The sequence below is a fragment of the Protofrankia symbiont of Coriaria myrtifolia genome (assembly GCF_900634755.1).
GTDB classification, from domain to species: domain Bacteria; phylum Actinomycetota; class Actinomycetes; order Frankiales; family Frankiaceae; genus Protofrankia; species Protofrankia coriariae.
This window is the reverse complement of sequence record NZ_CAAAFS010000286.1, coordinates 1-12,083: the sequence shown is the minus strand read 5'-3', so window position 1 is coordinate 12,083 and position 12,083 is coordinate 1. Positions and strand designations below refer to the sequence as shown.

10 protein-coding genes and 1 pseudogene are annotated in these 12,083 nt (G+C 71.1%); 2 read left to right on the top strand and 9 right to left on the bottom strand.

What is annotated here, in order from left to right; all coding sequences use genetic code 11:
• Both CM1CMNOD_RS15995 and CM1CMNOD_RS15990 read right to left on the bottom strand, forming a co-directional pair.
• A pseudogene (locus CM1CMNOD_RS15995) lies at positions 1-367 on the bottom strand (12-oxophytodienoate reductase); the annotation flags it as partial.
• 233 nt (positions 368-600) lie between these two features.
• A complete protein-coding gene (locus CM1CMNOD_RS15990) occupies positions 601-810 on the bottom strand; it encodes a DUF4177 domain-containing protein (RefSeq protein WP_013874630.1) in 210 nt (69 codons plus the stop codon).
• Positions 811-917: 107 nt separating this feature from the next.
• Here CM1CMNOD_RS15990 and CM1CMNOD_RS15985 point away from each other — a divergent pair, with 107 nt between their 5' ends.
• On the top strand, positions 918-1,559 hold the full coding sequence (locus CM1CMNOD_RS15985) for an ArsR/SmtB family transcription factor (RefSeq protein ID WP_013874629.1): 642 nt from the start codon (positions 918-920) through the stop codon (positions 1,557-1,559).
• Between the two features lie 2 nt (positions 1,560-1,561).
• Positions 1,562-2,299, top strand: coding sequence for an ATPase (locus tag CM1CMNOD_RS15980; RefSeq protein ID WP_013874628.1), 738 nt, complete (start codon positions 1,562-1,564; stop codon positions 2,297-2,299).
• 45 nt (positions 2,300-2,344) lie between these two features.
• On the opposite strand, the gene CM1CMNOD_RS15975 is transcribed toward CM1CMNOD_RS15980, so the two are convergent.
• From CM1CMNOD_RS15975 to CM1CMNOD_RS15940, 7 genes are all read right to left on the bottom strand, one after another.
• Positions 2,345-3,121 carry a carbohydrate ABC transporter permease gene (locus tag CM1CMNOD_RS15975; RefSeq protein ID WP_043603899.1) on the bottom strand — a complete coding sequence of 259 codons (777 nt, stop codon included), beginning with the start codon at positions 3,119-3,121 and terminating at the stop codon, positions 2,345-2,347.
• Positions 3,122-3,247: 126 nt separating this feature from the next.
• Positions 3,248-4,276, bottom strand: a complete 1,029-nt coding sequence (locus CM1CMNOD_RS15970) for a carbohydrate ABC transporter permease (RefSeq protein ID WP_013874626.1) — start codon at positions 4,274-4,276, stop codon at positions 3,248-3,250.
• Between the two features lie 189 nt (positions 4,277-4,465).
• Positions 4,466-6,286, bottom strand: coding sequence for a tyrosine-protein phosphatase (locus CM1CMNOD_RS23255; protein ID WP_013874625.1), 1,821 nt, complete (start codon positions 6,284-6,286; stop codon positions 4,466-4,468).
• A gap of 4 nt (positions 6,287-6,290) precedes the next feature.
• Positions 6,291-7,703, bottom strand: a complete 1,413-nt coding sequence (locus tag CM1CMNOD_RS15955; protein ID WP_043603895.1) for an ABC transporter substrate-binding protein — start codon at positions 7,701-7,703, stop codon at positions 6,291-6,293.
• A 53-nt stretch (positions 7,704-7,756) separates the two neighbouring features.
• Positions 7,757-9,097 (bottom strand): ABC transporter ATP-binding protein, encoded by a 1,341-nt coding sequence (locus CM1CMNOD_RS15950; RefSeq protein WP_083828524.1) that lies wholly within the window; start codon positions 9,095-9,097, stop codon positions 7,757-7,759.
• Positions 9,098-9,305: 208 nt separating this feature from the next.
• The gene (locus tag CM1CMNOD_RS15945; RefSeq protein ID WP_013874622.1) at positions 9,306-10,208 is read right to left on the bottom strand and encodes a MurR/RpiR family transcriptional regulator; all 903 of its coding nucleotides are present in this window, start codon (positions 10,206-10,208) and stop codon (positions 9,306-9,308) included.
• A 133-nt stretch (positions 10,209-10,341) separates the two neighbouring features.
• Positions 10,342-12,083: protein kinase domain-containing protein (locus CM1CMNOD_RS15940; RefSeq protein WP_207387503.1), on the bottom strand; the 1,742-nt coding region annotated here is incomplete at its 5' end.

Here is a 12,083-nt window from a genome sequence, read left to right as displayed (position 1 = left end):
GGGCACCCGCGGCGCGGGTCGCGCCGACGTGCCACAGCTGCGGGATGATCCGGCCGCCGGCCCGGTGCACCGCCTCCGCCACCCGGGCCCAGCCGGCGAGCTGGTCCGTGCCGTGGAACCGGGGGACCCGTTCGCTGCTGCCGGTCGAGGCGTGGTTGACGTAGGTGCCCTCGGTGATGATCAGCCCTACGTCGCTGGCCGCCCGGCGGGCGTAGTAGGCCGCGACATCGTCACCGGGCACGCCGTCCGGGGAGAACTGGCGGGTCATGGGCGCCATGACGATCCGGTTCGCCACGGTCAGATCACCGACAGTGAACGGCCGTCCCAGGGCCTGCGCCACCTGGGTCGTATCCTGCGTCGACGTCACGCACAGTCTCCTCTCGCACTCCGATGGTCCCGCTCCACACGCCCGATTCCGACTCAGGTGATCCAGGTCACGGGTATGGGTACGCCTGTGGCGCGGGTAGGTCCGATGCTTGAACGGGTTTTCGCGGCGTCCACATTCCGCGGACGCTCAGCGGGCCCCCGCGGGGCCGCCGCACCGATCGGCTCGGACGCGTGGCAGCGCGCGATGCCCAATGGGCTGATCTTCTCGGGGCTCTAGTCGAGGCGTCGTTCGAAGGTCACGAGGACCCCGTCGACGCCTCCGGGGCCGATGCGCCCCTTGACCTCCGTCGTGGTGATCGCCTTGAGCTGCCATCCCTGTTTCGCATGCTCGTTGAGGATCTTCTCCAGCCGGTCGCCGGACATCTTGCCGCCGATCAGGCCCTCCCGCAGTTCGACGACCTTGTACTCGAATCGCTCCGCCATGAGCTCATCGTCCCCCGCGACCAGCCGGCCCCGGCATCCCGCCTCCTGGGCATCCGACAGTAGAAGCTTCCTTGACAAATTTTTCTTTCGGTGGCCATGATGAGGCCATGCTCGATGTCGCAGTGATCGAGGACCCGGCCGCCGCCGAGGTCTCGCTCGACCCGGTGCGCGCCCGTCTGCTGGCCGCGCTGGCCGAGCCCGGCTCGGCCACCACACTGGCCGCCCGCACCGGGCTGACCAGGCAGAAGGTCAACTACCATCTGCGCGCGCTGGAGCAGCACGGCCTCGTCGAGCTGGTCGAGGAACGACGCAGGGGCAACTGCACCGAACGGGTGCTGCGGGCCACCGCAAGCTCCTACGTCATCTCCCCGGCCGCGCTGGCGGACGTCGCCCCGGACCCCGACCGGGCCCGGGACGAGACCTCGGCGCGCTGGATGCTCGCCCTCGCCTCCCGCCTGATCAGGGAGGTGGGCGAACTGCTCGCCGGCGCCACCGCGGCCCGCCAGCGGCTGGCGACGTTCGCCGTCGACAGCGAGATCCGCTTCGCCACCGCGGCCGACCGGGCGGCCTTCGCGGCGGAGCTGTCCGACGCCGTCACCGCGCTGGTCGCCAGATACCACGACGAGAAGGCGCCGGGCGGGCGCAGGCACCGCCTGGTGATCGCCCTGCATCCCAGCCTGAAGATCCCGAATGCGAATCCGAACCCACGCCCGAGCCCGGCCGGGCCCGGTCACACCGAGGGGAACTGACCATGTTGAACGAGCAGCTGAACCAGTCCGGGCGCAAGTTCGCGATCGAGCGCGAGACACTGCTGCCGACCACACCCGAGGAGTACTGGGACGCGGTCACCATCGGCAACGCCGGCTGGCTGTGGCCGACGCAGGCCCCGCAGCCACAGGTGGGCGGTTCCTGGGACGGCGGCACGCTGCTGGCCTGGGAGCCGCCGCACCACCTCATCGTCCGCTCCGAGGGGCCGGACGGCTGGTTCAACCAGCTCGAACACCTCGTCGAGGCCCGCGACGGCGGGACGACCTGGGTCCGCTACGTGCACAGCGGGATGTTCGCCGACGACTGGGACAACCAGTACGACGGTGCCTCCAGGCACACCGACTTCTACCTGCACACGCTCGGCCAGTACCTGCGCTACTTCAGCCGCCGCCCGGCGAGCTACGTGTCGGTCGACGCGCCGGCCTCCTCGATCACCCCGGACGGGTTCGACGCGCTGCGCCGTGCCCTCGGGCTCGGCGCAGCCAGGCAGGGTGACCAGGTCCGTGTCACGCTGCCCGGTCTTCGGCCGCTGGACGCTGTCGTCGACTATCTGGCCCCGCACTTCCTCGGCCTGCGCACCGAGGATGCGCTGTACCGGGTCTTCGGCCGTAACGCCTTCGGGGCGCAGGTCTCCGTCGCCGCCCACCTGTTCGCGTCCGACGCGGACCAGCAGGGCACGGAGAAGGCGCTGCAGGCATGGCTTGAGGAGGTCTACGCCTGACGGGGTCCGTGCCGGTGCCGTTTCCCGCGGTCCGGCCGGTGCCCGTCAGCGCAGGCCGGACCGCACGAAGGCGTCGACGACCTGACGCTGCATGGCCATGTAGAGGGCGAAGACGGGCAGGCAGGCAAGACCGGACGCGGCCATCAACGCACCCCAGTTGTCGCCCTCCTCGGTCAGGAAACCGCGGATGCCGAGCTGTACGACGGAGTTCGCCCGTTGCAGGACCAGCGCGGGCCAGAAGTAGTCGTTCCAGGCGGAGATGAACAGCAGGATCGACAGCGACGCCAGCACCGGCCGCAGGTTCGGCACGACCACCGTCCACAGGATCGTCCACGAGCCCCGCCCGTCGATCCGGGCGGCGTCGAGCAGTTCCCGGGGGAAGGCCTGCATGTGCTGGCGGAGCATGAGCACGGCAAGCGCCGAGCACAGGTTCGGGATGATGACGCCGGCCAGGGTGTTCAACAGCCCGAGATTCGACAGCACGAGATAGTTGGAGATCATCGTCACCTGGAACGGGATGAGCCAGGTGGCGACGAACATCAGGAACAGGATGTTCCTGCCGCGGAACTCCCAGGCGGCGAAGGCGTAGGCGGCCAGCAGGCACACCATGAGCTGACCGGCGGCGGTCACGACGGCGATCACGAGGGTGTTGGCGAGCAGCGCGCTCATGTCGAGGTTGTCGAAGACGAAGCGGTAGCTTTCGAGGCTCAACGGCCAGGGCAGCAGCGACTGCCGGAAGATGCGCCCCGGCTGGCGCAGCGAGCTCGCGAACATCCAGTACACCGGAAACAGGCTGATCAGGCTCAGCAGGGCCAGCAGCAGATGGCCGGCCGCGGTTCGCCGGCGGGGTACCCGTGTGCCGCCCGTCGCCCCCCGGCTGTTGTCCTGCCCCTTGTTGTCCCGCCGCCTGTTGTCCTGCCGGTCATTGTCCGCGTCCTTCGGTCGGGGTCAGTTGTCGGCGAAGCTGTAGTGGTCGGCCAGTTTCACCAGCGCCGCCGCCACCACGGCGAAGGCGAGGAAGAAGACGACGCCCGCGGCGGAGGCGAGTCCCGAGTCCAGGCTGCGGAAGCCGAACTCCCAGAGCAGGTAGTACACGTTTGTCGTGCTGTCCACGGGGCCGCCCTGGGTCAGCACGTCGATCAGCGGGAACGTCCACTGCGCGGACAGCAGCACCGTCATGAGCAGCATGAACAGCAGCGTCGAGCGCAGCATCGGCAGCGTCACCCAGCGGGTGGTCTGCCAGCGCGAGGCGCCGTCCATCTCGGCGGCCTCGGTGTAGTCGGCGCTGATCCCGGTGAGCCCGGCCGAGATGACGAGTACGGCGAAACCGAGGATCTGCCATGCGCAGATCATGAGAATGGAGAACAGCGCGGTCGACTCCTCCCGCAGCCAGTTGAACGCGCCGAGCCCGAGAGCGTGGTTCACCAGCCCCGAGGGATCCAGCAGCCACCGCCACACCGCGGCGGCCGCGACCGGCGCGACCAGCATCGGCAGGAAGATCAGCGCCCGGTAGACGGTGCGCGACCGGCCGCTGAGATCACGGACGACCAGCGCGACGGCGGTGGGCAGGATGATGGCGAACGGCACCAGGCCAAGGACGTACCACAGCGTGTTCATCGCGGCGTCCCGTAGCTGCGGGATGGTGAACAGCCGCTGGTAGTTCTCCAGGCCGACGTAGATCCGTGGCGAGGTCGGCAGCAGGTTCCAGCGGTAGAAGGACAGCTGGACGGCTTCGATGATCGGTTTGTAGGTCCACAGCGCCAGACTGATCATCCCTGGCAGCAGGTACAGGTACGGCGGTACGGCGGCGAGCATCCGGCGGGCCAGCGGCGGCCGGACGGCGCTGACGCGCGGGCGGGAGACGGCACCGTCGACAAGGGCTGTGCCGGCTGTGCCGGCCAGGACGGCCGTGCCGGCGGTGCCGGCCGGGATGGCGGTGCCGGTGGCTGCCGTGGAGACGGCGACTTCGACGAACACGGCTGGGAACGTCCTCTCCGGGTGTCCGGGAGAAAAAGCCCGCGACCGGACGAAGAACCCCGGCCGGCCGGCGTCCGCTCCGGGCGCACGGGAGGACGGGTCGCCGGGTCGCCCGTCCCGGAGACGCGCCGGGACGGGCGTGAACGGGCGCCGGATACGGGCTGCGTACGTCTCGGGCGTGGTCAGAGATCAGGCGTAGGCAGAGGCGATCTTTGCCATCTCCTCGATGTTCCTGTCATAGATCACTTCGGTGTCGGCGATCGGGATCGCGGTGGCGACGGCTCCCGCCGGATACACGTCGACGCGGGTGTACTCGCCGCCGGCCAGGCCGGTGAACCGGTCGGTCGGGCCGATCGTGCCTGCCCGGTAGGCGCTGGAGCCCGCCACCCAGACCGGCACCGCGCCGATGGCGCCCGCGGACGAGTGGTGCGCGTGCCCGGCCAGGAGAATCTTCACGTCGCTGCCGGCCAGGACGTCGGCCAGTTTCTCCGGCTCGGCGAGCAGCAGCGCGTTCACCAGCGAGATGGGCGAGGGCACGGGCGGATGGTGCAGGGCGAGGACGGTGCCGGCCGCCGCCGGGGTGGCCAGCTCGTCCGCGAGCCAGCGCAGCTGGGCGGTGCTCAGCGCACCGCTGTGTCTGCCCGGCCGGGTGGTGTCGAGCACGATGACCCGCAGGTCGTCGATCCAGTGCACATGGTCGTACGGCTCCGCCGTCGGTTCCGCGCCGAGCAGCCCGGCCCGGAACGGCCCGCGGGAGTCGTGGTTGCCGACGGCGTAGAGCACCGGTGCACCCAGGCGGGCCGCCACCGGCTCGACCAGGTCGCGCAGCCGCTGGTAGGCGGCCAGGTCGCCGCTGTCGGCGAGGTCGCCGGTGAGCAGCAGGGCGTCGATCGTCGTCCCGGCGGCCTCGATCTGCTCGAGGACGGTACGCAGCGTGGCATATGAGTCGATCTTGCCGTGCAGCAGCTCGTCCTCGCGGACGATGTGGGTGTCGCTGATCTGGATCAGGGTGTGGGTGGGGGTGTACGCGGTCAGGTCCGGGGATGCGGGCACGGAAGTCCTTTCGAGAGCCCTTTCGAGCCGGGAGGCGGGTGTGTCCGCCGGGACGAGCAGGGCTTCGACCAGGCGGTCCAGCGCGTGCCCGGTCGCCCCGTGCGCGAGCAGGTACGCGCGGGTGCCGCCGTGGCTGGTGCGGATGCGGGCCAACGAGCGCAGGATGAGCTCCGGCGGGCTGTCGAGCAGGGCGGGCGGCAGCGGCGTGCCCTCGGCCGAGAGCCAGCTGGACATCCGCTGGACGGTGGCGGCGGCCTCGTCACGCAGGAAGTACGATGTCAGCGCGAAATCCTGCGCGATCACCTCCGCCGGCACCCCGACCAGGTCGAGGACCAGGGCGATGACCAGGCCGGTGCGGTCCTTGCCGGCGCTGCAGTGCACGATCGCCGGCAGCGCGTCCGGGGCGGCCAACGCCAGCACGGCCGCGGTGAGGCGGGCACCCAGGTGGTCGACGATGTGGTCGTAGATGCTCCCCAGGTCGCCGGAGGCACTCGCGGCGCGGATGGCCTCCGTCGCGGTGAAGGAGCCCACGGACGCGGATCCACCGGCCCCGTCGTCGGCAGTCCGCTGCCGGGTCACCGGCAGCGTGTAGACGGGAATCCGCCGGTGCTCCACGGCGAGCCGGCCGAGCTGGTCCGGGGCGCGTGTCACCTCGGCGTCCTCGCGGAGGTCGACGACGGTGCGCAGGCCGATCTGGGCGAGGACGGCCCGGCCGCGGCTGTCGAGCCCGTGCAGGGAGCCCGCGCGCAGCAGCGTCCGCCAGCGCACCGTACGACCGTCCGCGGTCGGATACCCGCCGACGTCCCGGAGGTTGATCGGGCCCGACGGGAGCGGGACGCGCCGTGGTTCCACCGCCGCGGCAATGGTCGCGGCAATGGTTGCGGCGACGGGCCCGGCGGGCCGCCCGGTCGTGTCGGTCAGGTCGGCACCGTTGGTCGGCGGGGTCTGCCCGGTCACCGGGTCACCGTGCCGGCATGATGGTGGCGGCCTGCTTCTGCGCGTCGGCCAGGGTGGACGCGGGGTCCTTGCCGCTGAAGACGGCGCCTTCCACCGCGGTCATCATCGCGTCCCCGATCTGGAGGTAGTTGTCACCGGGGAAGGACTCCCAGGGCTGCAGCCGGGTGAGCTGGTCGAGGTTCGGCCTGATGAGCGGGTTGGCCTTCGCCCATCCCTGCAGACCGTTCGGGTCGTCCACGAGCCCGGTCCGCAGCGGCAGATAGCCGATCCTGGAGGAGATCTGGGTGTAGGCGTGGTCGCTGGTGAGGAACTTGATCAGCTCCCACGCGGCGCGCTGCTTGGCCGGGTCCCTGCTGAAGACGGCCAGCCCCGATCCCGAATTGGTGGGGACGACGGGCTTCGACCCGAACGAGGGCTCGCTGGTGGCGTCGAGTTCCCAGCCGTTCGCTTTGGCGCCGGTCATGAACTGCCCCTGCAGGGCACTGGTCTCGAGAATCATCCCGAGCTGGCCGCTGCTGAACGCCTTGAACGCCTGCTGCTGGTCGAGGTTCGGCATCACGCCGCTGCGCACCAGGTCGGCGGCCATCGACACCGCTTCGACGGCGGGCGCGTCGGCGAAGGACAGCCTGCTGCCGTCGGCGGAGAGCACCCGGCCGCCGGCCGAGCGGACGATGCTCTGGAAACACCAGTCGCCGGCCGCCTTCGTCAGGCAGTCCACGACGATCCCGTCCGTGCCGGTCCTCTGTTTGATCGCGAGAGCGGCTGTCCTCACCTCCGCCCAGGTCTTCGGCGGGTTGGCCGGGTCCAGGCCGGCCCTGGCGAACAGCGTCCTGTTGAACCAGAGGATCGGGGTGGAGAAGACGTAGGGGACGGCGTAGGTCCTACCGTCTACGTCGCCGAGCGTGCGCGCGGTCGGGGCGAACGGATGGTCGCCGCCGAAGTTCGCCTGGACGGCATCCCGTCCGACCAGGGTGTCGAGCGGCTGGGCGCCCAGGCTGCCGGCGGCGAACCGCAGCGCGTTGAAGGTGATCTGGGCGACGTCCGGCGGGTTGCCGGCCAGGATCTGGTTCTTGACGCTGCTGACGTAGTCGGTGCTGGTGCCGGTCACCCCCTGCGGCGGCTGGCCCTTCACCGTGATGTTCGGGTGCGCGGCGTGGAAGTCGGCGAGCAGGCCATCGATCACCGGCTTCCACGTCCCGGTGCTCGTGAGGTTGTAGCTCTCGAAGACGATCGAGACCTTCTGGTCCGGGGAGAGCTCGGGAATCGTGCCGGACGTGCCGGCGGCCGTACCCGCGGGTGCGGACGAGGACGTCGCGCACGCGGTGGCCAGCGCCGCGACCAGCGTGAGGCCGGCTGTGGCACGCAGCGTGGCACGCAGCGGGCGTGATCGAGGTAGGCGTGATCGAGCCACGGGCATGCTCCTTGGAGATCGTGGCGGGAGGTGGCCCGGGTCGCGGCGACCCGGGTGACTCAGACCGTCGCTGAGGTGGCCGTGCGCGCGGTCGTGTCCGAGGCCGCTTTCGAGGCCGTTGTCGAGGCCGCCTCTGTCGGTGCCGTGCTGGCGGGGGACGGCGTCGGGATCACGGGTGTGGGATCGGCGGGCGTGGGAGCGGCGGAGAGCACCTGGTCCCGGGCGGCTGATGGCCGCCACTCGAGGCGGCGTCCGCTGGCCCGGTCGAACAGGTGCACACGCGAGACGTCGACGGTGAGGTGGGCATGCTCACCGACGGTGAGCCCGAGCGGGCGCGGACCGCGCAGCGCGACGGCCTGTCCGCCCACGTCGCACCAGGCGACCTCCTCGCTGCCGAGGTTCTCGACCGTGGTGACCACGCCGTGGATGCCGGGGGCCGGTCCGGCGGCCGAGGTTCGCGCGCCCGCCCCGGCAGGGGATGCGGCGCCGACCGGCGCACCGGGGGATGCGGTGCCGACCGGTGCGCCGGCCCCGGCCGCGGTGAGCTGGAACGCGTTCTCGGGCCGCAGCCCCACGATGACGTCGCGGGGCTCGCTGACGCCCGGCCACAGGGGGATGCGCAGTCCCTCCGCGACGGCCGTCAGCGTGCCACCGTGGTTTTCGATCCGGGCCGGGAGCAGGTTCATCGGCGGGGCACCGAGGAAGCCGGCGACGAACACCGAGGCCGGCGAGTCGTACACCTCGGTCGGGGTGCCGGCCTGTTCGACACGCCCACCGTTTAGCAGGACCACGCGGGTCGCCATGGACATGGCTTCCACCTGGTCGTGGGTGACGTAGACGAAGGTGCGTCGCAGCGTGCGGTGCAGCGCGGTGAGCTCGGTACGTGTCGCCGTGCGCAGTTTCGCGTCGAGGTTCGACAGCGGTTCGTCCATGAGGAAGGCCGCCGGGTCACGCACCAGCGCGCGGCCGAGTGCCACCCGCTGGCGTTGCCCGCCGGAGAGCTCTCTGGGGCGCCGTCCGAGCAGTTCGCCGAGTTCGAGCTGGTCGGCGACCTCTCGGACCTGCCGGGCGATCTCCGCTCTGGGTCGTCGCGCGGCTCGCAGCGGAAAGCCGATGTTGCGCTCGACCGTGAGGTGCGGGTACAGCGCGTAACTCTGGAAGACCATCGCCAGGTCACGCTGGCGGGCGGGGAGATGGGTGATGTCGCGGTCGCCGAGCATGATGCGCCCCCCGCTCGGCTCCAGCAGGCCGGCGATCATGCGGAGCAGCGTGGTCTTCCCGCAGCCGCTCGGTCCCAGCAGGACGAGGAAGTCGCCGTCCGCTATGTCGAGGGAGACGTCGTCCACCGCGCGGACGCCTCCGAAGTACCTCGTGAGGCCCTCGATCCGGATCTCTGCCACCAGCCGCTCCATGTACGTTCGTTCCAGAGGATCAGGTGATCCCGGTTCGTCGTTACATGGCAGGGTCGGCGGCGCAGATGAATGGCCCTCGACGGGCTGGAAACAGATAGCGGTCACTTATCGTAATAAATCTTCGGGCTATCTCATGTCGCCGCGGCCTTGTCCCTGGTGGGACGGTGGTACGAGGAGGCCGATTGATCACTCTGAGTCAGGATGGCTCTGGGCTCTCCGGCTCCGCGCGTACCCCGAAGATGTTGGCGGTGATCGTCCCAGTGCGCTGTGGGTTGTTCTCCCGGCGCAGGCTTACCGCGAGCTGCAGGGCGTTGAGCAGCAGTAGCGAAGCCAGCCGGCTTGCGATCATGTCGCTGCCGATGGGCCAGTCGGGGGTCCCCACGACGAGGATGATGTCGGCGATGTCGGCCAGCGGGCCGGCCGTGTAGCTGGTGATCCCGATGACGGGGGCTCCCGCGGTGTGCGCCGCCTCGGCGGCCCGCAGCGTGGGCTCGTTCGCCCCGCTGCTCGTGACGACCAGACAGACGTCCGAGGCGGCCAGCAGCCGGGCGGAGATCTCCTGGACGAGCGAGTCGCCCGGCGCCTCCGCCGGGCGGCCGATGCTGAGGAACCGCAGGGCCGCGTCCTGGGCGATCGGTGCCGACCCGCCGTTACCGACGACGAGCAGCCGACCGGCCTGGTCCAGCAGGTCCACGGCGGGTGCGAGGCTGGCGCGGTCCAACGGGCCCAGCGCGTCGCCGAGCACCTTGGCCGCCGCGCCGAAGACGGTGTCCACCAGGCGCTCGACGGGATTGGCACCGCCCGCCCAGCCGACCTCGCCGCGCAGCGCCACGGCGCCGCTCTCCCGGGCGAACTCGACGCGAAAATGCTGGAAACCACGGAAACCGAGATGCTGGCAGGCGCGCACCACGGTGGCGGTGGACGTCCCCGCGGCGTCGGCGAGCTGGGCGACCGACCACTCGACCACCTTCCCCGGCTGGGCCAGGCACACCTCGACCACCCGCTGCTCGCTCGGGACAAGGCCCGGCAGCGCCGCTCGGATGGCGGCGAAGAGCCCGCCTGGGCGAGAGCCGGACCGTCCGGGGGAGGGGATCACCATGGGATGGTTCATACACGCCGAAGCTGACGGCGGGGTGTGGCCGTACCGCGGCCCCGTGTGGTGAGGAGGCGATCCGGGATGCGCTCTCGGCGAGGACGTCGCCCTGGTGAGAACGCGGGACCGGGCCGAGCGCTCATCTGGTCCTGATCACGACGGATTTCATGATTTTGTCAGCGAAGGTCTGCCTTTTGGCGTCCCAGAGCGGCCACAGGAAGCCTACATAGAACGGCAGAGCATCCAGGAAGTGGCACAGCCGGCGGACGAACGCCCGGCCGAGGCCGAGCGGCCGGCCGTCGAGTTCGCGAACCAGCCTGATACGCGCGATGCGTCTGCCCGGCGTCTGACCGGTGACGCCCTCGAGACAGCACATGATGATTATGGACGCGAAAAAGATGAGACCGCTGATTCCGTCGGCCGAGGAGGAAGGCGCAGCGGCGGCCGGGACCGCGGAGACACCCCAGACGATCAGCAGGTCGATGAGGGTGCCCCTGACCCGGGCGCCCCAACCGGCGTAGTACGACCGTACGGAGGCGCCGTACGGGGCTGGTGGCTGAGGGCCGTAGCCGTAGGGGTTCCCGTAACCAGGTGGCTGTGGATATCCGCCGCCGGGCTGTTGACCCCGTGGCCCGCTGCCGCCCGGGCCGCCGGGGGCCACCGGGGGGTACGAGCCCGGCGGAGCCGCGTACGGGGCCGGCGCGGAGTACGGGGCCGGCGGGGGCCCGTACGCGGCCGGTGGAGGCGGCGGGACACGCGGCGCGCCGCCGCCGAGCGGCGGCGGATATCCCGGGAACGGCATCTCGGCTCCGCGGCCGCGAGGGCTGGGCGGGAGGAAGGGCGGGGCGGGCGGCTGGCCGATGTTGGCGGTCGGCGCGACGCCCGGGCGGGCCTGGCCGCTCGGGAACGGCGGCCGCGCGGAGGCCGGCTGCTGGACGGCAGCCTGCAGGTCGTCGTCGAGGCGGAGGGCGATGCCGGCGCGGGCGGTCCAGCCCGGGCCGTACACGGCGGCTGCGCGGGCCAGCTCCAGAGCGAAGGCGTGGGCGGACGGCTGGCGACCGTCCGGATCCTTGGCCAGCGCCCGCATGATCACCGCGGCCACCGGCGCAGGCACACCAGCCGGCGGCGCGGGAACGGTGTAGATGTGCTGCTGGGCGAGCACGGTCGGCGGCAGGGCGGGGTCGAACGGCGGCGCGCCGCTGAGCAGCTCGTAGAGCATCACCCCCAGGGCGTACAGGTCGGTGGCCGGGCCCAGCCGTCTGGCGAGGAGCTGCTCGGGGGCCATGTACCGGGGGGTGCCGACGATCGCGCTGGCGGTGGTCGCGGACCCTTCCACCAGCTTCGCGATGCCGAAGTCGGTGACCTTGAGCAGCCCGGCCGCGTCGAACAGGATGTTGTCGGGTTTGATGTCGCGGTGCAGGACGCCCCGCTGGTGCGCGCTGCCCAGCGCCGCGGCCACCGCCAGCCCGACCGCGCAGGCGGCCTCGGGCGGTATGCCGGCCCGGCGGCGGGTCAGGGTGCCGCCGCTGAGCAGTTCCATGACGATCAGGTGGAGGTCGCCGGCGGGGATGGAGTCGTAGACCCGCACCACGTGCGGATGGTCGAGGGCGGCGAGCAGCCGCGCCTCGGCCCGGCTGCTCGCCGCGGTCTCATCGGTGCCCGCAGGCAGGATCTTGATAGCCACCGGACGGTCCAGCTCGCGGTGCCGGCCCTTCACCACCAGCCCGAAAGCTCCCCGGCCGAGGACCTCGCCAAGTTCGTAGGCGGGCAGCGCCGCGGCGATCTGCGCCTCGTTGATAATCACGATGTGGGAGCTGTCATGTGTCGACCACGGCGTCCACCGTTCATCATGCCGAATCCCCCAATATCCCTGTACGACGC

Excerpts from the sequence above, each read along its gene's own strand:
- CM1CMNOD_RS15945 (WP_013874622.1), bottom strand. The coding sequence starts at position 10,208 with ATGGTGATCCCCTCCCCCGGACGGTCCGGCTCTCGCCCAGGCGGGCTC.
- CM1CMNOD_RS15990 (WP_013874630.1), bottom strand. The coding sequence starts at position 810 with ATGGCGGAGCGATTCGAGTACAAGGTCGTCGAACTGCGGGAGGGCCTG.
- CM1CMNOD_RS15955 (WP_043603895.1), bottom strand. The coding sequence starts at position 7,703 with ATGCCCGTGGCTCGATCACGCCTACCTCGATCACGCCCGCTGCGTGCC.
- CM1CMNOD_RS15980 (WP_013874628.1), top strand. The coding sequence starts at position 1,562 with ATGTTGAACGAGCAGCTGAACCAGTCCGGGCGCAAGTTCGCGATCGAG.
- CM1CMNOD_RS15985 (WP_013874629.1), top strand. The coding sequence starts at position 918 with ATGCTCGATGTCGCAGTGATCGAGGACCCGGCCGCCGCCGAGGTCTCG.